Here is a 23960-nt window from a genome sequence, read left to right on the forward strand (position 1 = left end):
GGAGGCCCCCATGAAGAAAGCCGTCCTGTGGACGCCCGTCCTCGCCCTGGCCCTGGCCGCCTGCTCGCCCCAGATCCGGATCGACCTGCTCGGCGAGGACAAGCTGCAGGAGGTCGTCCTCCAGCCGGGCCCGGCCAGGGACAAGGTCCTGATGATCGACGTCGACGGGACGATCTCGGCCGCCCTCGAAACCGGGTTCCTGTCGCGCGAGAAGAGCGTCGTGGCCCGCGTCTTCGAGCGCCTCGAGCGGGCCGCCGGCGACCCGCGGGTCAAGGCGGTCATCCTGAGGCTGGACACGCCGGGCGGCGAGGTGACGGCGAGCGACATGGTCTATCACGAGATCCTGCGCTTCAAGGAGCGCACGGGCAAGCCGGTCGTCGGGCTGATGATGAGCGTCGCCGCGTCCGGCGGCTACTACATCGCCTCGGCCTGCGACCTCATCATCGCCCATCCGTCGACACTGACCGGCTCGATCGGCGTCATCAGCGTCTTCCCCAGCGTCGAGGGCCTGATGTCCAAGGTCGGGGTCAAGGTCGAGATCGTCAAGGCCGGGCCGGTCAAGGACGCGGGCTCGCCGTTCCGGGCCATGACCGAGACCGAGAGGAAGCTCTACCAGGGCATCATCGACGAGTATTACGAGGGCTTCCTGGCGGTCGTGGCCAGGGGCCGCAAGGGCAAGATCGCGGAGGCCGAGCTGCGGACGATCGCCGACGGCCGGGTCTACACGGCCGCCCAGGCCCTCAGGCTGGGCCTCGTCGACGGCCTCGGCTACTTCGAGGACGCCTTCGGCAAGGCCCGGGACCTGGCCGGGATCGAGAGGGCCAGGCTCGTGTCCTACACCTATTTCCCCAAGACGAAGACGAACATCTACGCCGGCCGGCCGGGCGAAGGCTGGCCCGTCGATCTGAAGGCCTTGGAGTCGATCGCCGGCGCCCTGAAGACGGGTTTCTATTACCTCTGGCTGCCCCAGGCGCCGTGACGCCGCCGGCCCTCAGGGCCGGACGACGATCTCGAACTGCGGCGCCCGCAGGATGTGGGCCTTGACCGTACAGTGATCGACGGCCCTGGTCAGGGCGAAGCGGTACTTCTCCGGGAAGCCCGAGGGCAGGTCGACGTGGATCGTGACCTTGTCGATCATCTTGGACGCCTCGCCCCGCTCGGCCGTCATGGCCACGCCCAGCCCCTCGGTCGAAAGCTGGCGTTCCTTGCAGAAGGCCAGGGCGTAGTAGCCGGCGCAGGCCGCGAGCGAAGCCAGGAAATAATCGAATGGCGACGGCGCCGTGCCGTCGCCGCCGTCGCGGACCGGCTGGTCGGTCAGGATCGTGAAGCCCTTCGCCGCGACGCCGATCTTGTAGTTGCCGCCGAAAACGACCTTGAGCTCGATGGGATTCATGTCTTCTCCTTCTTGTCCGGGGCCGGCCGCGGCCGGCGCTCCCGCGGGCCTTCGAGGGCCTTGCGGAACATGGCCAGGATGATGTCCCGGTCCTTGGCCGTCAGGGCCATGCGGAAAAAGATGTCCTCGACCTTCTCGGCGATGAAGTCCCGGTTGGTCTCGTGCATGAAGCCGAGGCGGTCGAGCAGGTCGCGGAAACGGCGGCCGGCCTCGGCCTGGGCGGCATGATCGAGAGGCGGGTGGCGGCGCAGCGCCGGCGGCGGGCCCGGCCGGAAGGCCACGGCGTGGAGGGTCAGGGTGACGGCCACGCCGAGGTTGTAGGATGGCTGGCGGGCCGCCTGGGGGATATGGAAACGGATGTTGGCCAGGCCCAGCTCGGCCTGGGTCAGGCCCGTCCGCTCGTTGCCGAAGACGAGCCCGGCCCGGACGGTCTCGGGATATTCGGCGACGCGGGCCGCGGCCTCGTCGAGCGGGACCAGGGGGAAGTCGTGGCGGACCCGGGCCGTCGAGCCCAGGACGATCTCCCGGTCGGCCACGGCCTCGGCCAGAGAGGGATAGAAACGGGCCCGCTCGATGATATGGTCGGCGTGGATGGCCGTGCGCCAGGCCGGCGGCTCGAGCCGTTCCAGCCCGACCAGGCGCAGGTCGGCGAAGCCCGTGTTGGCCATGCCCCGCGCGGCCAGGCCGATATTCTCGGGGCTGTCCGGCCGGACCAGGACGACGGCGAAGCGGGAGAGATCGGTCATGGGGGACGATTATAGCCGAGTCCGCCGGCGCAGGGTAGCCCCTCCCCGCCGGTCCCGCCCCCGCGGACGTTGACATCGCCGGGAGCGGGTGTTATAAACCGGGCGCGGGCCGGCCGGGGACGGCCGGCCGGGAGGTTCGGCCATGCCCATGATGAGAACGACGGCGGCGCGTCCGCCGCGCCGAGGACGCCCCGCCAACGCCGCCCTGATCCAGGCCTTCGCCGCCCGCGGCTTCACCGATGTCCGCTGGATCGACCCGGCGGACATCGTCCTCGCGGAATGGGTCCGGATGAAATGCCTCTACGGCTGCGGCGAGTACGGCCGGAACGCCTGCTGCCCGCCCAATGCGCCCCCGATCGAGGAATGCGAGCGCTTCATCCGCGAGTACCGGCGCTGCGCGGTCTTCCATTTCGCCAAGAAGGTCGAGCGCCCGGAAGAGCGCCACGCCTGGAGCCGCAAGCTCAACCTGGAGCTCGTGCATCTCGAACAGGAGCTGTTCAAGTCCGGCTTCGTGAAGGCCTTCCTGCTGCCCTTCGACAGCTGCGGCATCTGCCTCGAATGCCCGGGGACCCGGGCCGCCTGCAAAGAGCCCAAGCTGGCCCGGCCGTCGCCGGACGCCCTGGGCATCGACGTGTTCACCACGGTCCGGAGGATCGGCTATCCGATCGAGGTCCTCTCGGACTACGGCCAGGAGATGAACCGCTACGCCTTCCTGCTCCTCGACTAGGGAGGCGGAAAGGAGCCCGACATGTGGTGGGACGGCAAGATCCAGAGGACGTTCCGCTGCCGGCTGGAGCAGAAGCCCGGCGCGCTCGGCCGGCTGCTTTCGGCCATCGGCGAGCAGGGCGGGCTCATCGGCGAGATCCGGACCATCCACATGGGCGGCTCGGCCGTCGACCGCGACATCACCGTCTTCGCCGACGATGTCCGGCACGTCGACCGGCTCGTCCGGACCGTCGAGGCGACCGAAGGGGCCCAGCTGCTCGAGGTCCGCGACGAGGTCCTGGAGCTGCACCAGGGCGGCAAGATCGCCATCCGCAGCCGTTACGCGATCGACTCGCTCAGCACGCTGCGCAAGGTCTACACGCCGGGCGTGGCCGAGGTCAGCCTGAAGATCCGGGACGATCCGTCCCTGGCCCGGCGCTACACCTCCATCCGCCACTTCGTCGCCATTGTCACCGACGGCACGGCCGTCCTGGGCCTCGGCGACATCGGCCCCAAGGCGGCCATGCCGGTCATGGAGGGCAAGGCCAGCCTGCTCGAGACCCTGACCGGCCTGTCCGGCATGCCCATCCTCCTCGACACGAAGGACCCGGACGAGATCGTCGAGGCGGTCGTCCACATCGCCCCGACCTTCGCCGCCATCCAGCTCGAGGACATCTCCGCCCCGCGCTGCTTCGCCATCGAGGAGAGGATCCAGGCCCGCCTCGACGTCCCGGTCATGCACGACGACCAGCACGGCACCGCGGTCGTCGTCACGGCCACGCTCCTCAACGCGGCCAAGGCGACGGGGCGGGACCTGGCCGGGAGCGCCATCGGCGTCATCGGCCTGGGCGCCGCGGGCCTGGCCCTGGCCAAGATGCTGATGTTCCGTTTCGGGCGCCCGGTCCGGGGCGCCGACATCGCGCCGGCGGCCCTCGACCGGCTGAAGGCGGCCGGCGGCGTCCCCTCCGACCTGGCGGGGGTCATGGCCGGCTGCGACGTGGTCATCGCCACGACCGGCGCGCCGGGGCTGATCAAGCCCGGCCTGGTCCGCCGCGGCCAGATCATCCTGGCCCTGTCCAATCCCAGCCCCGAGATCGAGCCCGAGAAGGCCCTGGCCGCGGGGGCGGCCTTCGCGGCAGACGGCAAATCGGTCAACAACGTCCTCGGCTTTCCCGGCATCTTCCGCGGCGCGGTCGACGCCAACGTGCCGCGCATCACCCGGGAGATGCTCATCGCCGCGGCCGAGGCCATTGCCGCCTTCGCCAAGCCCGGCCAGATCGTCCCCGACCCGCTCGACAAGGCCCTGCACCGGACGGTCGCCCGGGCGGTGGCCCGGGTCGCCCTGTGCCAGGGGCTCAACCGGGACGACCTGACCGGCTACTTCGATTGACAACGGCCCGCCGGGGCGCTATATAGGAACCGGGCGCCGGGGGGGGAGACCGGCCATCCATCCGCTCAGCAAGGAGGGACCGCCATGATCACCGTCAAGGACATCCTCGACCAGAAGGGCCACAAGGCCTGGACGATCGGGCCGGAGGCCAAGGTCTTCGAGGCGCTCGAGCTCATGGCCCAGAAGGACATCGGCGCCCTGGTCGTGATCGACAAGGACGAAGTCGTCGGCATCATCTCCGAGAGGGATTACGCCCGGAAGATCATCCTCATGGGCCGGCAGTCCCAGGACACGCCCGTCCGGGACATCATGACCCGGGAGGTCTACGGGGTCCGCGACGACACGACCGCCGAGGAGTGCATGGCCCTGATGACGGACAAGCGCATCCGCCACCTGCCCGTCCGCAAGGCCGGCCGGCTGGACGGCGTCATCTCCATCGGCGACGTGGTCAAGGCCATCATCACCGACCAGAAGATCGAGATCGAGAACCTCGGGAACTACATCATGGGCAAATACCAATAGGCCCTCGCGCCGGCGCTAGAAATCCATGAGCCGCATCTCGCGCAGGGCGAGATAGGCCGCGCCGAGGACCCCGGCCGAGTCGCCCAGCACCGCCTTCAGGATAGGGATATTCCGGCCGGGCGTGCCGAACAGCGCCTTGTTCATGACCGGCGGGACGCGCTCGTACCAGATCGGGATGTTCGAGACGCCGCCGCCGAGGACGACGGCCTCCAGGTCGAGGGCGTTGACGCAGTTGGCGAAGAGCTCGCCCATGATCCTGACGGATTCGTCGAAGACCCGGCGGGCCCGCGCCTCGCCTTCCTCGTACCGGGCGAAGATCCTGTCCGGGGTCAGGGCCTCGCCTCCGAGCTCGGCGTAGCGGCGGCCCAGGCTCGGCCCGGAGAGGTAGGCCTCGCCGCAGCCCCGGCGCCCGCATTCGCAGGGCCGGCCGTCGATGGCGATCGAGGTGTGGCCGATCTCGCCGGCGTTGCCGTGAGGGCCGCGGTGGAGCCTGTTCCCCAGTATGAGACCCGAGCCCATGCCCGTGCCCAGGATGACGGCCATGACCGTCGAAAAGCGGCCGTGGCATTGGGCGAAGAACTCGGCCAGGGCCAGGCAGTTGGCGTCGTTCTCGACGACGAGCGGGACATCAAGCTTCGTTCGGAGCAGGCTGACGAGGCCCGGCTTCTCGTAGAGCGGCGTGTGGGGCGCGCCGTACATGATGTCGTCCACGGCGCTGTACGTGCCGGGCGTGCCCAGGCCGACGGCCTCGTAGCGGGCCCCTCCCGCCGTCTCCGCGACGAGCTCGAGGATGTTCCCGACGACCCGCTCGCGGCCGAGCCCGGGCTCGGAGGGACGGCGCTTGCGGGCCAGGACCCGCCGCGTCCCGTCGACCAGGCAGGCCTCGACTTTCGTTCCTCCGAGATCGATGCCGACGGCGTAAGGGCTCATGGCGCGCGCTCCCGCGATATTCTAAGCGCATCGGCGGACCGAAGCAACGGCCGGCCGTGGCGGAACGGCCGGAATCGGGTACAATAGCCCGGATGGACATCGTTCTCGCTTCGGCCTCGCCGCGCCGCCGGGAGCTCATGGCCCGGGTTGCGCCGGAGTTCCGCGTCTTCCCGACCGGCGTCGACGAGTCCGCCATCGAGGAAAAGGACCCGCTCCGGTTCGCCGTCGCCGCGGCGGTCCTGAAGGCCAGGCGCGCGGCCGAGGCCTTTCCCCGGGCCGCCGTCATCGGCGCCGACACGGTCGTCGCCCTGGGGCTGCGCATCCTGGGGAAGCCGGCCGGCCGGGAGGACGCCCGGGCCATGCTGCGGGCCCTGTCCGGCCGGCGCCACCGGGTCATCACCGGGCTGGCCTTCTACACCGCGGCGGAGGACCGGCTCCTCACCGGCTACGACCTGACCTATGTCACGTTCCGCGAGCTGACCGACGCGATGATCGAGGGCTACCTCGACCAGGGCACCTTCCTGGACAAGGCCGGCGCCTACGCCGTCCAGGAGATCGGCGACGCCTTCGTCGCCCGGATGAAGGGCGACTACGACAACGTCGTCGGCTTCCCGGTCGGGAAGGTACGGCGGCTCCTGGACCGTTTCGCGGCCCCGGCCTTCACGGTCGAGATCGAGGGCTTCGATTACCCCGCGAGCGAGGGCCGGGCCCGCGGGGCGGACGGCCGCCAGGTGCTCGTGCCGGGGGCGGTCCCCGGAGAGCGCGTCCTGGTCCAGGTCGTCGGGGAGCGCGGGGCGGCCCGGATAGCCGAGACGATCCGCGTCGAGTCCCCCTCGCCGCGGCGGGCCGAGCCGCGCTGCCCGCATTTCGGGCAGTGCGGCGGCTGCCTCTTCCAGCACGTCGATTACGGCGCCCAGCTCGAGATCAAGGAACGATACTTGAAGGAGACCCTGGAGGAGTGCGGGCGGCCGGGCCTGGCGGCCGCGGTCAAGCCGGTCACGCCCTCCCCCGACCTCTACGGCTTCCGGAACAAGATGGAGTTCGCCTTCGGCGAGAAGCACGGCGAGCTGGCCCTCGGCCTCCGGGAGAGGGTGACCACGAGCCGCCAGACCTACCGGCGCACCCTGCCGGTCCGGACCTGCCCGATCTTCGGCCCGATCGTCGAGCGCGTCTTCCCCGTTGTCCTCGAATTCGCCCGGGAGAACGGGCTCGAGGGCTTCGAGCCGGCCACGGGCAAGGGCCAGCTGCGCCATCTCGTCCTCCGGCAGGCCAAGCGGACGGGCGAGCTCATGGTCGTCCTGGCCACGGCCGGGATCGGCGAGAGCGGGCTCGACGCGCTGGCCGGGCGCCTGGGCGCGGCCGCCCCCGGGCTGCGGAGCTTCGTCCACGTCACCAGCCGGCGCGGCTCGGACCTCGTCGAGTACGACCGGGCCCGCGTCGTCGCCGGCGTCCCGTTCATCGAGGAGCGGCTGGCCGGGCTGACCTTCCGCATCTATCCGCCGAGCTTCTTCCAGACGAACACGGCCGGGGCCGAGCTCCTCTACCGGCGCATCGGCGAGGAGGCCGGGCTCGGGGGCAAGGGCCGGGTCCTGGGGCTCTACTGCGGCAGCGGCGCGATCGAGATCTCGCTGGCCGGACGGGCGGGACGGGTGACGGGCATCGATTCCTCGCCGGCCAACATCGCCAACGCCGTCGAGAACGCCCTCCTCAACCGCGTCGAGAACGCCGACTTCGTTCCCGGCACGGTCGAGGCCCTGCTGGCCGGGCCGGGCCGCGAGCCGGCCGACGTCGTCATCGTCGATCCGCCCCGCGTCGGGCTGACGGGCAAGGCCTTGCGCCGGGTCGTCGCCCTCGGCGCTCCGACGCTCGTCTACGTCTCCTGCAATCCCCGCTCGCTCGCCCGCGACCTGCGCGACCTCCTCGACGCGGGCTACCGGGTCGTTTCGCTCTCGCCTTTCGACTTCTTCCCCCACACGCCGCACCTCGAGACCCTGGCCGTCCTCGCCCGCTGAGCGCGCCCCTTTACATAACTCCGGCGGCATAGTAAAACTCGGCCGAGGAGACAAGAGCCATGACCGATCCCAAGCCCGCCCCGCCCTTCGAAGCCCGTCCCCGCTGCTGCCCCCACGGCTGTGAGCCGGGTCCGGCCGCGTCGTCCGTGACCAGGCGCGACTTCCTCAAGGGCGCCGGCCTGACGGCGCTCGGCAGCGTCGCCGCCGGCGGGCTGGCCTGGCCGATCTCCGCCGGGCGGGCGGCGGCCCTCGAGGAAGCCCCCCTGCGGGCGCGGCTCAAGGTCAAGCCCATCCTTGTCTACGAGGTCCCGCAGCGCCGGCCCAAAACGAGCTGGCGGTCCTGGGGAGGGATCGCCACCGAGGCGGACGCCCGGGCCGAGGCCGGGCGCATCGAAGGCGAGCTCGCCGCCCTGGCCAAGCAGGCCGATTTCCCCGTCGAGTTCCTGCCGGTCTCCGCGATCCGCCAGGCCTCGGAGATCGCCGCGATGCGGGACATCCCCGACGCCCATGTCCTCCTGGTCTACGCCGCCGGGGGCTGGACGGACATCTTCGCCGCCCTCGACAAGACCGGCAAGGACCGCATCTTCTTCTGCCGCCACAGGTCCGGCCCGGTCTACCTGTGGTACGAGATCATCAGCCCGCGCTACCTGCGGCAGCACACCGACGCGCTGGCGGTCAAGGGCGTCGACGAGGACGACGTCGTCATCGACAGCCAGGACGGGATCCTCTGGCGCCTCAGGGCCCTGGCCGGGCTCCATAATACGATGGGGACCAAGATCCTGGCCGTCGGCGGCCCGGACGCCTGGGCCCAGCCGGCCGGCGTCGTGCCCGGGCTGGTCAAGGACATCTGGAAGTTCGACATCGTCACCGTGTCCTACGACGACCTGGGCCGGCTCATCCGCCAGGCCCGGGCCGACGCCGCGGCGGTCCGGAGGGCCCGGACGCGGGCCGAGGCCTACCTTAGCCAGCCCCGGACGGTCCTCGAAACGGAGCGGTACTTCGTCGAGAACGGCCTCCTGCTCGACGAGGTCTTCCGGGCCCTGATGAAGGAGGCCGGCACCCGGGCCATGACGATCAACGGCTGCATGGGCACGATCATGCCCCTGGCCGAGACCTCGGCCTGCCTGACCCTGAGCACCCTCAACGACGACGGCTACCTGGCCTTCTGCGAGTCCGACTTCGTCGTCATCCCGTCGGGCGTGCTGCTGGCCAACATCGCCGGCCGGCCCGTGTTCCTCAACGACCCGACCTATCCCCACGACGGCCTCATCACCCTGGCCCACTGCACGGCGCCGCGGAAGATGGACGGCCGGACGGCCGAGCCGGCCCGCATCCTGACCCATTTCGAATCGGACTACGGCGCCGCCCCCAAGGTCGAGATGGCCAAGGGCCGGCTCGTGACCAACATCGCGCCGGACTTCGCGGCCAAGCGCTGGCTGGGCCTGCGGGGCGAGATCGTCGACGCGCCCTTCCTGCCCATCTGCCGCTCCCAGATCGACGTCCGCTTCCAGTGCGACGACCGGACCCTGGCCAGGCGCATGCCCGGCTTCCATTGGATGACGGCCTACGGGGATTACACGCGGGAGCTGCCCTACGCCCTGCGCCGCGTCGGCATCGCCTGGGATTTTCTGGGCTGATCCCGTTTTTTCAGCTGACGGTGCGGGTGGCGATGACGTCGGCGCCCGTGCCCAGGACGTCGGCAACGAGGACCTGGCCGCGGCGGACCGGCGCCTCGGGCCGGAGGCCGGCGATCACGGCCAGGATGGGAAAGATCATCTCCCGGGGCACAGGACGGCTCAGGCGGACCGAGACCAGCTTGGCCGCGGCGCCCTTGACCGGAACGGAAGTGGCCAGGTTCCGCTTCGGGCGCAGGACCTCCTCGACGGCGAAAGGCACGCCCTTGTCGCATTGATTGCCGCGGACCCGGGCCCCGCCGGCCGCGTCCCGCTCGACTTCGAGATCGCAGCCGACCGGGCAGAGGATGCAGGTCAGGCGGTCGACGGCCGGGCGCTCACTCATGGCATGACACCTCGAGGTCCTCGTCGACCGACGCCTTGACCTTCAGCTTCTGGAGCTCGGAGGGCAGGATGCGTCCGAGCTTCCTCGCGGCCAGGACCCGGCCCGAGGACCGGCCCCGGATCTCGACCCGGACGTTCCGGAGCGGCCGGGCGACCCGGAAGCTCCATTCGACGCCCGCCGCCCCGGCGGTCACGACCTGGGGCAGGGCGTACCTGACGTCGGCCCCCGGCGAGACGCGGAGCGTCCGGCCGGCCGGGCGCTCCCCGGACGCATAGCGGGCGGCCTGCCCGCCGGCGGCCAGTCCCTCGAACGAGGCCCAGTCGGCGACGTCGTGGATGTGGAGGACGTTGCCGCAGGAAAAGACGCCGGGGACCGAGGTCATGAGCCGCTCGTCGACGACCGCGCCGCCGGTCAGCGGCGAGAGCTCGACGCCGGCCCGCTTCGCCAGCTCGTTCTCGGGGATGAGCCCGACCGAAAGGAGCAGGGTGTCGCAGGGGACGACCCGCTCGGTCCCGGCGACCGGGGCCAGCCGCCCGTCGACCCGGGCCGTGACGACGCTCTCGACACGGTCGCGGCCGCGGATCTCGACGACCGTGGACCCGAGCTCGAGGGGGATGCCGAAGTCCATCAGGCACTGGCGGACGTTCCTTTCGAGCCCCCCGGCCCAGGGCATGATCTCGAAGACGCCCTTGACCGCGATGCCCTCGAACGTCAGGCGCCTGGCCATGATCAGGCCGATGTCGCCCGAGCCGAGGATGACGGCCTCGCGGCCGATGCGCAGGTTCTTGAGGTTGACCAGGTTCTGGGCCAGGCCCGCGGTGAAGACGCCGGCCGGCCGCGTCCCGGGGATCCCGACCATGTCCCGGGTCCGCTCGCGGCAGCCCATGGCCAGGACCACGGCCCCGGCCTCGACGAGGCGGTATCCGCCGCGGGCGTTGATCCGCAGGACCCGGTCGGCGCTCAGGTCGAGGACCATGGCCCCGGTCTCGACCCGGACCGACCCGCGCAGGACGTCCTCGGCCAGCCGCTCGGCGTACTCGGGCCCGCTGATCGTTTCTTTATAAAGGAAAAGGCCGAAGCCGTCGTGGACGCACTGGTTGAGGATGCCGCCGAGCGTCCGGTCCCTCTCGAGCAGGAGGACCCGTCCCGCCCCGGCGCGGCGGGCGCCGAGGGCGGCGGCCAGGCCGGCCGGGCCGCCGCCGATGACGGCCACGTCGCAGGTCTCGGTCCGCGTATCCATGCTAGTCTTTGACCCGGCCCTCGAACAGGCGCGAGCCGCCGCCGCGCTTGGTGATCCGCTCGACCGGGACGCCCTCGGCCTGCAGGATATCGACGATCCGCGGCGTGCAGAAGCCGCCCTGGCAGCGGCCCATGCCGCAGCGGGTCCGGCGTTTGACCGCGTCGAGCGTCCGGGCCCCGAACGGGTTCCGCAGGGCGTCCTCGACCTCGGCCCGGGTGACGTGCTCGCAGCGGCAGACCATCTCTCCCCAACCGGGATCGCCGGCCACGCGCCGCCCGCGCTCCCCGTCGTCAGCGTGGGCGAACCGGACCCGCGCCGGCCGCCCCGGCACGAAACCGGGCTTCCGCCGCAGGTCCAGGCCTTCGCCGATCAGCCCGGCCGCCATCTCGGCGATGGCCGGGGCGGCGGTCAGCCCGGGCGATTCGATCCCGGCGAGATCGATCCAGCCGGGGCGCTCGCCGCTCTCCCCGATGAGGAAATCGGCGAAGCGGGCCGGGCCGGCGGGATCGACCAGCTTGGGCCTGATGCCGGCGTAGCTGTGGATGAAGGAGACGCCGGCCAGCCCGGGCATGAGCCGGGCCGCCTCGGCCTGCAGCCGGGCCATGACCTCGCCCGTCGAAGCCAGGTCGTCCTTGCCGGCGACGGGTTCGGCGCTCGGGCCGAGGAGGATGTTCCCTTCGAGCGTGGGCGTGACGTGGATGCCCAGCCCCGGATCGTCCGCCGGCGGCACGGGATAGACCGGCAAGCCGAGGCCGAGGCCGCAGTCCCTGTCGGTGATGAGGTATTCGCCGCGATACGGGAACACCTTGAAGACTGAGCTCCCGGCCAGGCGGGCCACCTCGTCGGCCTGGAGGCCGGCGCTGTTGACGACCCGGCGGGCGGCGAACGAACCGCTCGGGGTCGCGAGGCGGAAGAAGCCCTTGCCGCGGGCGACCCCGGTGACCGGGGTCTCGAGGCGGACCTCGGCCCCGTTTTGCCAGGCCGACTCGGCCAGGGCGATGGTCAGCTCGTAGGGGGAGACGATGCCGGTGTTCGGGGAATAGAGGGCCCAGCGGCCGCGGGCCAGGGGCTCGAGGCGGCGGATGGCCGCCTCGTCGACGATCTCGAGGCCGGGGACGCCGCTCCGGTCGCCCTCCGCCTTGAGCTTCTCGAGGGCCGGACGGTCCTCGTCGGACAGGGCGACGACGAGCTTGCCGGTCCTGCGATGGGGCACGCCGAGCTCGGCGGCCAGGCGGTAAACGAGCCCAAGCCCGGCGACGTTCATCCTGGCCTTGAGCGATCCCGACGGGACATTGAAGCCGGCGTGGATGACGCCGCTGTTGCCCTTGCTCGCGCCCTCGGCCAGGTCGGAGGCCCGCTCGAGGAGAACGAGCTTCAGGTCGTAGCGCGCAAGCTCCCGGAGGACGGCGCAGCCGACCACGCCGCCGCCGATGACGGCGACGTCATAGACCTGATCGCGCTCTCCGCTCATGGCCGGAGGGCCATGATATCAAACGTGACAGGCTTTCTCCAAGCGCCGGGTTCAGCGCGCGGGAGCGGCGGCGAGGGCGAAAGGCGGGAGGCGCCATGGCCTAATAAAGGCCGGTCGAGCCGAAGCCGCCCCGGCCGCGCGAGGTGTCGTCGAGCGAGTCCGCCTCGGCCACCTCGACCGAAGCGACCGGCTGGACGAGGAGCTGGGCGATCTTCATGCCCTTGCGGACGGCAAAGGGGTCTGGGCCGAGATTGATCAGGACGACCTGGACCTCGCCCCGGTAGCCGGCGTCGACGACCCCGGCCAGGCGGTGGACGCCCTTGAGCGAGATGCCGCTCTTGTCCCAGATCAGGCCGACGTGGCCGGACGGGACCGCGATCTGGATGCCGGTCGGCGCGGCGAGGACGCCGCCCGGCGCGAGGTCGAAATCGGCGACCGAGAAGAGATCCAGGCCGGCGTCGCCGGGGTGGCCGTAGACCGGGAGCTTGGCCTCGGGGTGGATGCGCTTGACCTTCAGTTCCATGCCGCTCTCCTTACGGGGCCTCGATCCTGACTTCGCCGAAGTACGGCCGGGCCGCCGCCGCGATCTCGTCGATCTCGCCCCGCCCGTACGGCTTGACCTCGAGATAGGCGGGATCGATCGTCGTCTGCGGGACGAATTGCTGAATGACGTAGAGGGACGCGCCCGCGAGCCATTCGCCGATCCGGACGACGTCGTCCCTGCCGACGAGGCCCGGCACGACCGTGGTCCGGAACGCGTGCTTGACGCCCGAGGCCCGGATGACGTCCGCGCTGCGGACGATCTTCTCGACGTCGATGTTGGACCGGGTCACCTCACGGTAGCGCTCGAGAGGCGCCTTGATGTCCATGGCCACCTGGTCGAGCAGGCCGAGGGCCAGGAGCGCCTCCAGCCGGTCCGGGAAGGAGCCGTTCGTGTCGACCTTGACCAGCAGGTTCCGTTCCCGGACGACCCGGATGAGGTCCTCGAGGCCTTCGTGGAGCAGGGGCTCCCCGCCCGAGAAGCAGACGGCCTCGAGCCAGCCCTTGCGCCCGTCGAGATAGGAGAGGAAATAGTCCGCGGCCATGGTCGGGAGGGTCTCCGGCCGCAGGACGAGGTCCGCGTTGTGGCAGTAGGGGCAGCGGAAGGTGCAGCCGCCCAGGAAGACCGTCGAGGAGATGTGGCCGGGGAAGTCGCGGCTGGAGAACTTCTCTATCCCCTTGATTTCAGCCACCCGTCGAACTCCTCGGCCGAGTTGAGCACGGCCCGGACGATGCCCTGGGTATGGGCGACCAGGGTCGGCAGCTTGATGGCCCCGGACTCGTCCCGCTTGATGACGTTGATGAACTCGCGGATCTTGGCCTTGCCCGGAGGCGAGGTCAGGCCGTATTCCTGGTAGGGGGTCTCGGTTTCGGTCAGCCGTTTCTTAAGCGCATCGCACTTGAGGCAATTGGGATAGGAGAACAACAGGAAGTCCATGATTCACCGCCTTGTCGGATGTCGCGCCGGTCTCAGCCGATCTTGTCGTAGGTCGTCCGGTCCTGGAACTCCTGCTGCTTGCCGTCGTTCCAGGTCCTGACGGGCCTCATGTAGCCGACGATGCGGCTGTAGACCTCGGTCTCGTCGCCGCACTCGGGGCACTGAAAATGCTTGCCGCGGATGTAGCCGTGGTTCATGCAGACGCTGAACGTCGGGGTGATCGAGAAGTACGGCAGCCTGGTCTGGGCGATCCGCCGGACGAGCTTCTTGCAGGTCTCGCCGTCGATGGCCTCGGGCAGGAAGGCGTGGAAGATCGTGCCGCCCGTGTAGAGGGGCTGGATCTCGCCCTGGTGCTGGATGGCCTCGAAGATGTCCCGGGTGGCGTCGACGTTGAGCTGGGTCGAATTCGTGAGGTAGGGGAACTTCTCGGTGCCCGAGGTGTAGATGCGGGGATACTTCTGGCGGTCCAGCCGGGCCAGCCGGTAGGCCGTCGACTCCGCGGGCGTCGCCTCGAGATTGTAGAGGTTGCCCGTCTCCTCCTGGAACTCGCGCAGGACGCCGCGCATGAACTGGAGGGTCTCGACGGCGAAGTCCCGGCCCTCGGGCGTGCCGATGCCCTTGTGCAGGAAGTTCATCGAGGCCTCGTGCATGCCGCAGACGCCGATCGTCGAGAAATGGTTCTCGAAGTGGCCGAGGTAGACCCTGGTGTAGGGCATCATGCCCTTGGCCAGCATGTTGTTGACGATCTCGCGCTTGGCCTCGAGCGTGCCCTTGGCGATGGTCATGAGCTCCCTGAGCTTGGCGAAGAAATCCTCCTTCGAGGAGGCTTCGAAAGCGGCCCGGTTGAGGTTGAGCGTGACCACGCCGATGGAGCCGGTCGAGTCGCCGGGCCCCCACATGCTGCCCGGCCGGCGCATGAGCTCGCGCTGGTCGAGGTTGAGGCGGCAGCACATGGCCCGGATGTCGCCGGGGTTCATGTTCGTCCCGATGTAGTTCTGGAAATACGGGATGCCGTACTTGGCCGTGGCCTCGAAGAGGAGGTTGGCCTTGGGCGAATCCCAGTCGAAGTCCTTGCTGAGGTTATAGGTCGGTATGGGGAAGGTGAAGACGCGGCCCTTGAGGTCGCCCTCGATCATGATCTCGAGGAAGGCCTGGTTGATCCAGTCGACCTCCCGCTGGTAGTCGCCGTAGCAGGTCTCGAGCTCCTCGCCGCCGACGACGGCCTTCTTGTTCCTCATGTCCTCGGGGATCGTCCAGTCGAAGGTCAGGTTGGAGAAGGGCGTCTGCCAGCCCCAGCGGCAGGGCACGTTGAGGCCGAAGATGAGCTTCTGCATGTCCTGCTTGACGTCCTCGTAGCTGAGGCGGTCGTGGCGGACGAAGGGAGCCAGGAGCGTGTCGACGCTGGAAAAGGCCTGGGCCCCGGCGAACTCGGCCTGCATCGTGCCGATGTAGTTGACCATGTGCAGGGTCAGGGTGTCGAGGTGCTTGGCCGGGTTGGAGTGGACCTGGTTGGGGACGTGGCCGAAGCCCTTGCGGATGAGGTTCTCGAGGGACCATCCGGCGCAGTAGCCGACGATGGGGTAGCTCAGGTCGTGGATGTGGAACTCGCCCTCTTCGTGGGCCTTCTTGGCCCGCTCGGAGTAGATATGGTTGAGGGCGAAGTTCGACAGGACCTCGCCGGAGACGCGGGCGTTGAGGCCGGCGAAGCTCTGGACGCCTTCGTTGGAGTTCTCGCGGATCTTCCAGTCGGCGTTGCTGAGATAGTCCTTGACCAGCCGCTCGAGGTTGATGCCAATCTTCTTGGCTTCGCGGATGCCCTTGTGCTTTGCGCGGTAGAGGATATAGGACTTGGCCACGTCGTGGTAGCCCTGCTTCATGAGGACCATCTCGACGATGTCCTGGATCTGCTCGACGGACGGGATGGTGTATCCGCCGAACTTCTCCTCGATCATGAAGCAGACGATGTCCGAGGCGGTCTTGGCCACGGACATGTCCGTGATGCCCTCGGACTTCATGGCCTTGTGGATGGCGTTGGTGATCTTGTCCTGGTTGAAGTCCGCGACCGATCCGTCCCGCTTCTTGATCCTGCCTACCGCGCTGACCATGGATACCCTCCCTTTCTCCCTCGTTCCTTCTTCCTTCTCCGCCCGGACCGCAAGCCTGGGATTTCGCTCGCCGACGTGCTAAAATCGGCATATCTCGAAACCATGGCAAAAGCACAACGCCTTGCCCCTCTTATCCCATATCTTGTGGAACCCTTGCTTAAAAAATACTAAATGTTGTATTTTCTGACCGAGAATTTACACCCCGGAAAATGCCTTGTCAAGGGCTTTTCCGAGAAATTTATAAGTTGCTGAGGCGGCGATGAATAGCATCGAGATCCGGACCGCGTCGCGTGAAGAATTCGTCGACCTGACGGCCGAGGTCGAACGGCTCGTGGCCGCGTCGGGCGTCGAGAGCGGGCTGTGCGTCGTCACGGCGCCGCATACGACGGCCGGGATCACGGTCAACGAGAACGCCGACCCCGACGTGCGGGCCGACCTGGCCATGGTCCTGCGGAAGATCGTGCCCGAGGCCCTCCCCTACGCCCACGGCGAGGGGAATTCGCCGGCCCACGTCAAGGCCGCGCTCGTCGGCTCGTCGGCGACGCTCGTCGTCGAGGGCGGCCGGCTGCGCCTGGGGACCTGGCAGGGGATCTTCTTCTGCGAGTTCGACGGGCCCCGGGCCCGCAAAGCCTGGGTGCAGATCGTCGGTTAGAGCCGCAGCCCCAGCTTTTTGAGCTCCGCCGCCAGGTCCGTCCCCGGCAGGTAGCGGATGGCCCCGAGGCCGGCCCCGGCCGCGCCGGCGACGTTCTCCTCCATGTCGTCTATGAAGACGCATTCGCCGGGAGCGCAGCCGGCGATCCGGGCCGCGGCCAGGTAGATGGCCGGGTCGGGCTTGAGCAGCTTGAGCTCGTAGGACAGGACGAAATCGTCGAAGAGAGCGACCTCGGGGAAGCGGCGGCGGACGAAGCCGAACCGCTCCGGGTCCGTGTTGGAGAGCAGCAGCGCCTTGACGCCCGCGGCCTTGACCCGGGCCAGGACGTCGACCGCGGCCGGGTTCAGGGTGAAGATGTCGCTGTACATCTCGTAGAACTCGCCGTAGGGGATGTCCGCCCCGATCCGCTCGAGGATCCGGGCCCGGAAGCCGGCCGGCGTGACGTCCCCTCCGTCGAAGCGCTGCAGGAGCTCGGAGTCCCCATGAACGACGGCCTTGACCTCGCCGAACGGCCGGCCGGCCCGGCCGGCCAGCTTGCGCAAGAAGATATCATTGTCGAACCAGAGCACGACCTTGCCCAGGTCGGAGATGACGGCGCGGATCACGGTCTTCGGTCTCCTTCGGTCGCGGGGAATGAATAGCCTTTATAGCAGATGGGCGCGGCCGGGGCAAACCGCGGCCACGTGTTGACATCCCGCCATCGCTGGATTATCCTGAGGCCATCATCCGGTTTGATCGAGCCGGCTTCAGGCCATCGAGGGGAAAAGCGTCAAAGCAAAAGGAGGGCATATGCCGATGAGAAGGACCACCCACCGCAGCTCCAAGGGGACCAAGCTCTACGCCGTGCGGGACAGCAAGGGACGTTTCGTCGACATCCAGACCTACAAGCGCGCCCACGCCGCCGATATCCGGCGGAAGAGCAAGGCCGAGATCGCGGCCAAGAAGGCCGTCTAGGCGGCTTCAACCACAGTTTCGGCCGGGCCGGCCGGACCCGACAGGGTCGTCGGGGCCGCGGTCTGCGTCGCCCCGGCCCCCCAACGCCCAGCCGACGGCCGCCCGGGCGCGCTCAGGCCTTCGCCCTCTGCGGCTTCGCCAGCACCCCGCCCTCGCGCCGGTCGGCCCGGCCGAGCAACAGGGCGAAGATCAGGCCGACGAGGCCCAGCCCGGCGAACATGACCTGGCTGGCGACATATGACCCCGTCTTGTCGCGCAACAGCCCGTTGAGGAGCGGGAACAGCCCCAGGCCGATGTTCTGGATGGCCGTCATCAGCCCGAAGGCTGTCCCGACCCGCTCCGGCCGCACGATCAGGGGCACCGACGGCCACAGCGCGGCCGGCACCAGCACGAAGGCGAAGCCGAGCAGGATCATCGGGTAAACCGGGTAGATCCCCGTCAGCCCCATGGCCAGGTGGCAGGGGATGAGGAGCAGTGCCCCGGCGATCATGAACCGGGCCCGCTGGCCGACCCGGTCGACGAGCCGGCCGGCGAACGGGGCCAGGATCATCGAGGCGAAGATGATGATGCTGGTGATGCCGCCGGCCGTGCTGAAGATGTGGAGCAGGTTGTTGAAGACCTGGTGCAGGAAAGTCCCGGTGGCCGGCGCCGTCAGGGCGATGCCCCACTTGGTGTGGAAGAAGTCGGTGGCCAGGGTCTGGAAGGGGAAAACGGCCGCGTAGAAGGTGAAGCAGAGGGCCGTGATGAACCAGAACGTCGGCCTGAATTCCCTGATGTCCTTGAAGACGATCTTGTCCCCGGCGCTCTCGTTGCGGAGGTTGAGGGCCTTCTCGCCGCGCTTGTCGAGTATGATGTAGCCGATGTTGCCCAGGAGGGACAGGCCGCAGGCGCAGACCGCCGCCAAGAGCGCGGCCCGGTAGGTCCCGAAGTTCTTGGTGAACAGCTCCCCGGTATTGAAGGCGAAGAGCGATCCCAGGCGGCTGACCGTCAGCTGGACGCCGAAGGCCATGGCCATCTCCTTGTTCCTGAACCAGCGGGCCAGCATGGCGCTCTGGGCCACGACGAGGGGCTCGGAGCCCGCCCCGAATATGAACCGGCCCAGGAAGATGAGCGGGATGCTCCTGGCCTGCCAGACGATGGCCGCTCCCGCCAGGACCAGCAGGGAGAAGATGATGCTGGCCTTGCGCGTGCCGAGCTTGTCGATGAGCATGCCGCCGAAGAGAACGACCAGGATGGCGGCGACGCTGTACATCGTGTTCATCGTCCCGACGGTGGCCCGGGCGGCCTTGAGTTCGTCGATGATCGACGGCGCGATGGCCCCGATGATGTCGTAGGCGAAGTAGCTGCCGAACGCCAGCGACGAGATGAACAGCAGGTTGGCGAAGCGAAAGAACGGCCGGGTCGGATGGAAGAAGCCGGCGGGTTCGGCCGTTTCGACGTTGGTCATGGTCAGGCCTCCGGACTGCCTCGGGGCGTTCCTTCGAGTCCCCTATCTTCCGGCTTCCCGGGGAAATAATCAAGGCCTTTGTCCGGCCGGCGCGGAGTTGCTATAATCCCCAGGGCCAGAAAGGGGCCCGCCCATGATCGCTTCGCCCGCCGGCATCCGCCTCGCCGACCCGGGGACGCTGGAGCCAGCGCTCGCCTCCGCCCTGGAGACCCTCGACAAGGACGACGTCGTCCGCCGCGTCTGGGACCTGGATTGGACGGTCTGGAAGGACGAGGACCGGGAGATCTCGAACCGCCTCGGCTGGCTTTCCGCGCCGGCGACGGCGACCCGGGACATCCCGGCCCTGCTGGCTTTCGCCGCCTCCGTCAGGGACGTGGGCTTCCGCCGGGCGGCGGTCCTGGGGATGGGAGGCTCGAGCCTGGCGCCCGAGGTCTTCGCCCGGCTCTTCGGGACGGCCCCCGGGGCGCTGGAGCTCGAGGTCCTGGACACGACCGAGCCGGGGGCCGTGGCCGCGGCCGGGGCCCGGCTCGATCCCGAAAGCACCCTGTTCGTGGTCTCCTCGAAGTCGGGGACGACCGCCGAAGTGGCGGCCCTGCTCTCCTACTTCTACGACCGGGCCCGCGCGGCTCTCGGCCCCGGGCACGCCGGCAGCCGCTTCGTCGCCATCACCGACCCGGGAACGCCCCTCGAGACCGTGGCCCGCGATCTGCGCTTCCGCCGCGTCTTCCACGGCCGGCCGGACATCGGCGGACGGTTCTCGGCGCTGTCGGCGTTCGGGCTCGTGCCGGCGGCGCTCAAGGGCCTCGACCTCGAACGGCTCCTCGCCCCGGCCAGGGCCATGGCCGAGGCCTGCCGCGTCCCGGCCGCCGCCGGGAACCCGGGCGCCCGCCTCGGGGCGATCCTGGGCGCGGCCGCCCTCCAGGGCCGGGACAAGCTGACCTTGATCCTGCCGCCGCGGCTGCGGCCGCTCGGCGGCTGGCTCGAGCAGCTCGTCGCCGAGAGCACGGGCAAGGATGGCCGCGGCATCGTGCCTGTCATCGCGGACAGGCCAGGGGCCGCCGGGCGCGGCCGGGACCGCCTGCTGGTCGAGATCGGGGCGCCGGCAGGGCCGGCGCCGAGGCCGGGCTCACCCGGGACCGCGGCCGCCGCGGCGCCCATGGTCCGCCTGGCCCTGGAGGATCCCTACGATCTGGCCGGGCATTTCTTCCTCTGGGAGTTCGCCACGGCGGTCGCGGCACGCTCGCTGAAGGTCAACCCCTTCGATCAGCCCGATGTCGAATCGACCAAGAAGAGGACCCGCGAGCTGCTGGCCTCCCCCGACGGCGCCGGCTCGTCCGGGACGGGCCGGATCCCCGGCTCCGGCGGCCTGCGCGTCGTCCGCCCCGATCCGGCGGAGCCTCCGGAGACGGCCCTGGCCGGTTTCCTGGCCGGGCGCCGCGACGGGGATTACCTGGCTGTGCTCACCTTCCTGCCCGCGAGCCGGTCGGTCGACGGGCTCGTTGCGGCGCTGGCGTCCAGCCTGGGCCTCAAGAGCGGCCTGCCCGTCACGGTCGGAGCCGGGCCCCGTTACCTCCATTCGACCGGACAGCTCCACAAGGGCGACGGGAACCGGGGGCTCTTCCTGATGATCACGGCGGCCGGACTGCCGCTGGTGCCTATCCCGTCCGTGCCGGGCATCGTCCGGCCGGCGGCGGATTTCGGCGCGCTGTTCGCGGCCCAGGCGGGCGGGGACGCGCTGGCGCTTGCGGCCAAGGGGCGCCGGCTCCTGGCCCTCGAGATCAGCGGGCCGGTCGAGCCGGCCCTGGCCGCCCTGTCCTCGTTCCTTTCATAACAAGAAAGAGCAGGTCCCCTCTCGCGGCAAAAAAAAAAGGGGACGACCCCGCGGGGCCGTCCCCTGTGTGACTCGATGCGGCGGAACGATCAGTACAGGCCGACGCCGATGACGTCGGCATGGAAGATCTCCTTGGCCCGCGGCCGGAGATTCTTGTCGACGCTGTTCTTGATGGTGAGGTAGAACCAGAATTCGTCGAACAGGCGCAGCTTCTGGATGTAGTAGTTCGAATAGGTGCTGATGGAATCGACGATGATCTTGGCCTGCTCCTTGCCGTTGGCGTCGGAGATGACGATGTAATTCGTGGCGCCCTTCTGGAGCTTGCCGAAGACCTTGCCCTTCCCCTTGCCTTCCCACGTTTCGGAATTGTTGATGCCGGTGATGGCCAGGGCCGGGACGGCCTCGCGGGCCTTCATCTCGACGAAATCCTCGGCCTGGAATTCCTGGCTGCGGGTGTAAACGGTCTGGCCGCCGCTCTCGACGCTGTCGGCCAGGAAGACCGGCGGATGATCGGGCAGCAGGTTGCCCTTAACCTTGATCGTCTTGCCCATGAGCGAGGCGGCGTCGAAGCCGGGCAGGACGATGTCGAAGCCCTGGGCGGTCGAGAGGTACATGTACCGGCCAAGGGCGGCGCGAACGGCCCCCTCGAACTCGGTGACGGCCTTGACGGCCTCGGCCGCGGGCTTCTCGGCCTTCTTCTGGCAGCCCACGGTGCCGGCGATCCCGGCCACGAGGACCAAGCTAAGGAACAAAATGCCTGTTTTCTTGATGGGACTCATCGAAACTACCTCCATGTGTCGAAAGGGCGCCCGGGAATATCCTCCCCGGACAGATTTTTATTTATACCATCGCGCCCCATAAAAGTAAAGGAAAATAATGGGCCAGGGAGGCCTGGCCCCGTCGGAAAACGGGAGGCAGCCGGGGGACCGGGATCAGCCCTTCCTTCTGGCGCCGCCGCCGGACCGGGACGACGATCCGGAGGACCCGGACGAGCCGGATCTCGACCGGCCCGAGGAACTCGAGCGGCCGGACGAGGAGCCGCCGGAGCGGGGCGAGCTGTAGGAACGGCCGGAAGAGCCGCTCGAACGGGGAGCGCTGAAAGAGCGCCCGGAGGAGGAACTCCGGCTCGACCGGGGAGCGCTGTAGGTCCGCCCCGACGACGAGCCCGAGTGTCTCGGGGAGCTCAGGGAACGGGACGAGGAGCCCCCCGAGCGGGGCCGGGCATAGGACGGCGTGCGGGACGACCCGGAGCGCGAAAAGGACGGAGCCTCGGAGCGGGAGGACGCCCGGGCAGAGCTCAGCCGCGACGACGGACGGCTGACCGAGGAGCTGGAGCTGTAGGTGCGACTTTGAGACCTCCCGGACTCGGAGCGGGAGGTCCGGTCCGACCCGGGCCGGACCGACCGCGGCGCCGGGGCCGTCCGCTCCTCTTTCCCGGCCGAGCCCTGGCGGGTGGAGGTCGAAGGATAGCGGACTGCGGACCGGTCCTGGGACCGGGACACCCGGGCGGCCCCGCCGGACTCGCGGCCCGTCGAGGGCTGCCGGCTCGGATAGGACCGGATGGCCCGCCCGCCGCTTTCGGGCCCGCGGACAACCGGCCGGTCGATGGACTGCCGGCCGCCGCCGGCCGCCGAGGCATCCCTTTCCCGGGGCCGGAGGCCCGGGTTCAAACCGCCCTGCCGCGGCGAGACCAGGCTATTCGAAGGAGCTACGTTCCTGACCCGCGCCCGCCCGCCGGCCCGGTCTTCCAGCGCCCTCCGGGCCGTGACGGACTCTGGCCGGGAGTTGTCGACGGACGGCCGTATGCCGGGCTGCTGGGCCCGGAGCTCGACCCGCCCGATGCGGTCGAGGTCGGCCTGGCCGACGTGACGGCGGCCGATGTCGGGCGACTGGAGATGGTCGCGCCGGACGACGGTCATGGCCCGGTTATGGGCCGAGAAGTACCTGTCGTTCGAGCGGTCGTAGAAGCGGTCGTTGAAGAGGTAGCCGGGCCGGTTGTACCAGGTCAGCGGGCACCAGCCGATATAATCGCTGTCATTCCACCAATGCACCCAGGCCGGGCCCCAATGGCGGGTCGGGATCCAGTACCAGCCGAGGCCGAAGCGCCAGTTCCAGCGGCCGTAGTGGTAGCAGGCCCAGCCCCAGGGCTCGGAGGAGATCCAGGTCCAGCCGATGACCGGGTACCATTCCCAGCGGCCGTAATAATAGGGGCGCCAATCGTCGTAGGCGTACACGCTGGGGACCCAGACGTTGCCGTACGGCTGCTCATAGACCCAGCGGCCGTTCGCGTCGAGCTCCTCCTCGTACTCCGAGAGGTCGGAGGGCAGGTACTGCCGCTCGCTGCGGGCCGAGAGCAGATCGTCGCGGGAGCCGTTCCAGTCGTCGAACGCGTCGCCGCGGGCATAGTCGTATTCGGGATCGCTCGCCAGCCGGCCGTCGGCGGCCGTCACCGTCTCGCCGCTCCGGACGAGGACGGAGCCGGACTCGGCCGCGGCCTCCAGGCTGCCGTCGCGGGCGACGGCCAGGGTTTCGGCGGGCCGGACGTCGAACCGGTACAAGCCTTCCTCGAGCACGTAGAACGACGCGTCGGGGGTGTGGACCTCGACGCCCTTTTCGAGGGCGAGCTGGCTCACCCGGAGATAGGCCTGGCCTTCGGTCAGGAAGAGCTTGATCCGGTCCTCCCCTTCCTTGGGCAGGATGGCGAACTCGACCTTGGTGTTGTCGCCGAGGCGGAGGTAGTTGCGCCGGCCGAAATGGATCTCGGCCTGTCCGCTCTCGGTCCCGAGCTTGTCGCCCTGGACGAGGGCCAGATTGACCTCGCCCTTCTCGTAGCCCAGGTCCGACGTCCGCTGGACATAGACCGAGCCGTTGACGTAGGTCAGACGGGCGAAGCTGTAGGGATAGTATCCTTCGTCCTGGGCCGCCAGGGCCAGGGGGATCGAAACGATGAAGGCAAGCGCCAGGAGCGCCGCTTTGATCATCATCTTGTTCATCGTCTGTCTCCTTTCTTTCTCCTGCCGACCTCATCCATAGCAACTATCATGCCAGCCTGTTTCCCAGGGGAAA

23 protein-coding genes are annotated in these 23960 nt (G+C 69.3%); 9 read left to right on the forward strand and 14 right to left on the reverse strand.

Annotation, left to right across the window (positions count from 1 at the left end; genetic code table 11):
* Positions 1–10: 10 nt before the first annotated feature.
* Positions 11–979, forward strand: a complete 969-nt coding sequence (gene sppA, locus ABFD52_10710) for a signal peptide peptidase SppA (GenBank protein MEN6561235.1) — start codon at positions 11–13, stop codon at positions 977–979.
* Positions 980–991: 12 nt separating this feature from the next.
* On the opposite strand, the gene ABFD52_10715 is transcribed toward sppA, so the two are convergent.
* Positions 992–1393 (reverse strand): OsmC family protein, encoded by a 402-nt coding sequence (locus ABFD52_10715; GenBank protein ID MEN6561236.1) that lies wholly within the window; start codon positions 1391–1393, stop codon positions 992–994.
* The gene (locus tag ABFD52_10720) at positions 1390–2139 is read right to left on the reverse strand and encodes an RNA methyltransferase (GenBank protein MEN6561237.1); all 750 of its coding nucleotides are present in this window, start codon (positions 2137–2139) and stop codon (positions 1390–1392) included. Before ABFD52_10720 ends, ABFD52_10715 begins: the two co-directional genes overlap by 4 nt.
* 142 nt (positions 2140–2281) lie before the next feature.
* On the opposite strand from ABFD52_10720, the gene ABFD52_10725 reads away from it, so the two are divergent.
* The 3 genes from ABFD52_10725 (at position 2282) to ABFD52_10735 (ending at position 4756) form a co-directional block, all read left to right on the forward strand.
* Positions 2282–2866: a DUF2284 domain-containing protein gene (locus tag ABFD52_10725; protein MEN6561238.1), complete on the forward strand. Its 585-nt coding sequence runs from the start codon at positions 2282–2284 to the stop codon at positions 2864–2866.
* 21 nt (positions 2867–2887) lie between these two features.
* Complete coding sequence (locus ABFD52_10730; GenBank protein MEN6561239.1) at positions 2888–4234, forward strand: malic enzyme-like NAD(P)-binding protein; 1347 nt, start codon at positions 2888–2890, stop codon at positions 4232–4234.
* Between the two features lie 84 nt (positions 4235–4318).
* Positions 4319–4756 (forward strand): CBS domain-containing protein, encoded by a 438-nt coding sequence (locus tag ABFD52_10735; GenBank protein MEN6561240.1) that lies wholly within the window; start codon positions 4319–4321, stop codon positions 4754–4756.
* A 15-nt stretch (positions 4757–4771) separates the two neighbouring features.
* On the opposite strand, the gene ABFD52_10740 is transcribed toward ABFD52_10735, so the two are convergent.
* Entirely contained in the window at positions 4772–5686 is a 915-nt protein-coding gene (locus tag ABFD52_10740) for an ROK family protein (GenBank protein ID MEN6561241.1), read from the reverse strand.
* Between the two features lie 92 nt (positions 5687–5778).
* Here ABFD52_10740 and rlmD point away from each other — a divergent pair, with 92 nt between their 5' ends.
* Together rlmD and ABFD52_10750 are read left to right on the forward strand one after the other, a co-directional pair.
* Positions 5779–7698 (forward strand): 23S rRNA (uracil(1939)-C(5))-methyltransferase RlmD, encoded by a 1920-nt coding sequence (gene rlmD, locus ABFD52_10745; protein ID MEN6561242.1) that lies wholly within the window; start codon positions 5779–5781, stop codon positions 7696–7698.
* Between the two features lie 59 nt (positions 7699–7757).
* On the forward strand, positions 7758–9335 hold the full coding sequence (locus ABFD52_10750; GenBank protein MEN6561243.1) for a twin-arginine translocation signal domain-containing protein: 1578 nt from the start codon (positions 7758–7760) through the stop codon (positions 9333–9335).
* Positions 9336–9345: 10 nt separating this feature from the next.
* Here ABFD52_10750 and ABFD52_10755 read toward each other — a convergent pair whose 3' ends face one another.
* The 7 genes from ABFD52_10755 to ABFD52_10785 all read right to left on the reverse strand — a co-directional run bounded on the left by ABFD52_10755 (position 9346) and on the right by ABFD52_10785 (position 16010).
* Positions 9346–9717, reverse strand: a complete 372-nt coding sequence (locus ABFD52_10755; protein ID MEN6561244.1) for a DUF1667 domain-containing protein — start codon at positions 9715–9717, stop codon at positions 9346–9348.
* Positions 9710–10957, reverse strand: coding sequence for an FAD-dependent oxidoreductase (locus tag ABFD52_10760; GenBank protein MEN6561245.1), 1248 nt, complete (start codon positions 10955–10957; stop codon positions 9710–9712). Before ABFD52_10760 ends, ABFD52_10755 begins: the two co-directional genes overlap by 8 nt.
* 1 nt (position 10958) lies before the next feature.
* The gene (locus ABFD52_10765; protein MEN6561246.1) at positions 10959–12428 is read right to left on the reverse strand and encodes an NAD(P)/FAD-dependent oxidoreductase; all 1470 of its coding nucleotides are present in this window, start codon (positions 12426–12428) and stop codon (positions 10959–10961) included.
* A gap of 100 nt (positions 12429–12528) precedes the next feature.
* Positions 12529–12951: a dUTP diphosphatase gene (gene dut / locus ABFD52_10770; GenBank protein ID MEN6561247.1), complete on the reverse strand. Its 423-nt coding sequence runs from the start codon at positions 12949–12951 to the stop codon at positions 12529–12531.
* A gap of 10 nt (positions 12952–12961) precedes the next feature.
* Positions 12962–13660: an anaerobic ribonucleoside-triphosphate reductase activating protein gene (locus tag ABFD52_10775; protein ID MEN6561248.1), complete on the reverse strand. Its 699-nt coding sequence runs from the start codon at positions 13658–13660 to the stop codon at positions 12962–12964.
* Complete coding sequence (locus ABFD52_10780) at positions 13639–13905, reverse strand: hypothetical protein (GenBank protein MEN6561249.1); 267 nt, start codon at positions 13903–13905, stop codon at positions 13639–13641. The genes ABFD52_10775 and ABFD52_10780 overlap by 22 nt, the downstream gene beginning before the upstream one ends.
* A 32-nt stretch (positions 13906–13937) precedes the next feature.
* Positions 13938–16010 (reverse strand): ribonucleoside triphosphate reductase, encoded by a 2073-nt coding sequence (locus ABFD52_10785; GenBank protein MEN6561250.1) that lies wholly within the window; start codon positions 16008–16010, stop codon positions 13938–13940.
* A 259-nt stretch (positions 16011–16269) separates the two neighbouring features.
* Between ABFD52_10785 and ABFD52_10790 the strand changes: the two genes are divergently transcribed.
* Complete coding sequence (locus tag ABFD52_10790) at positions 16270–16662, forward strand: secondary thiamine-phosphate synthase enzyme YjbQ (GenBank protein MEN6561251.1); 393 nt, start codon at positions 16270–16272, stop codon at positions 16660–16662.
* On the opposite strand, the gene ABFD52_10795 is transcribed toward ABFD52_10790, so the two are convergent.
* Entirely contained in the window at positions 16659–17267 is a 609-nt protein-coding gene (locus ABFD52_10795; GenBank protein MEN6561252.1) for an HAD family phosphatase, read from the reverse strand. The genes ABFD52_10790 and ABFD52_10795 overlap by 4 nt on opposite strands.
* Positions 17268–17451: 184 nt before the next feature.
* Here ABFD52_10795 and ABFD52_10800 point away from each other — a divergent pair, with 184 nt between their 5' ends.
* Entirely contained in the window at positions 17452–17616 is a 165-nt protein-coding gene (locus ABFD52_10800; GenBank protein ID MEN6561253.1) for a hypothetical protein, read from the forward strand.
* 112 nt (positions 17617–17728) lie between these two features.
* Here the strand turns inward: ABFD52_10800 and ABFD52_10805 are convergent, their stop codons facing one another.
* Complete coding sequence (locus ABFD52_10805; protein MEN6561254.1) at positions 17729–19063, reverse strand: MFS transporter; 1335 nt, start codon at positions 19061–19063, stop codon at positions 17729–17731.
* Between the two features lie 133 nt (positions 19064–19196).
* On the opposite strand from ABFD52_10805, the gene ABFD52_10810 reads away from it, so the two are divergent.
* Positions 19197–20894, forward strand: coding sequence for a glucose-6-phosphate isomerase (locus ABFD52_10810; GenBank protein MEN6561255.1), 1698 nt, complete (start codon positions 19197–19199; stop codon positions 20892–20894).
* 89 nt (positions 20895–20983) lie between these two features.
* On the opposite strand, the gene ABFD52_10815 is transcribed toward ABFD52_10810, so the two are convergent.
* Together ABFD52_10815 and ABFD52_10820 are read right to left on the reverse strand one after the other, a co-directional pair.
* Positions 20984–21673 carry a hypothetical protein gene (locus tag ABFD52_10815; GenBank protein ID MEN6561256.1) on the reverse strand — a complete coding sequence of 230 codons (690 nt, stop codon included), beginning with the start codon at positions 21671–21673 and terminating at the stop codon, positions 20984–20986.
* A 153-nt stretch (positions 21674–21826) separates the two neighbouring features.
* Positions 21827–23887 (reverse strand): DUF6600 domain-containing protein, encoded by a 2061-nt coding sequence (locus tag ABFD52_10820; protein ID MEN6561257.1) that lies wholly within the window; start codon positions 23885–23887, stop codon positions 21827–21829.
* Between the last annotated feature and the right edge of the window lie 73 nt (positions 23888–23960).

The organism is Acidobacteriota bacterium (genome assembly GCA_039683095.1).
Lineage (GTDB): Bacteria > Acidobacteriota > Aminicenantia > Aminicenantales > Saccharicenantaceae > RBG-16-66-30.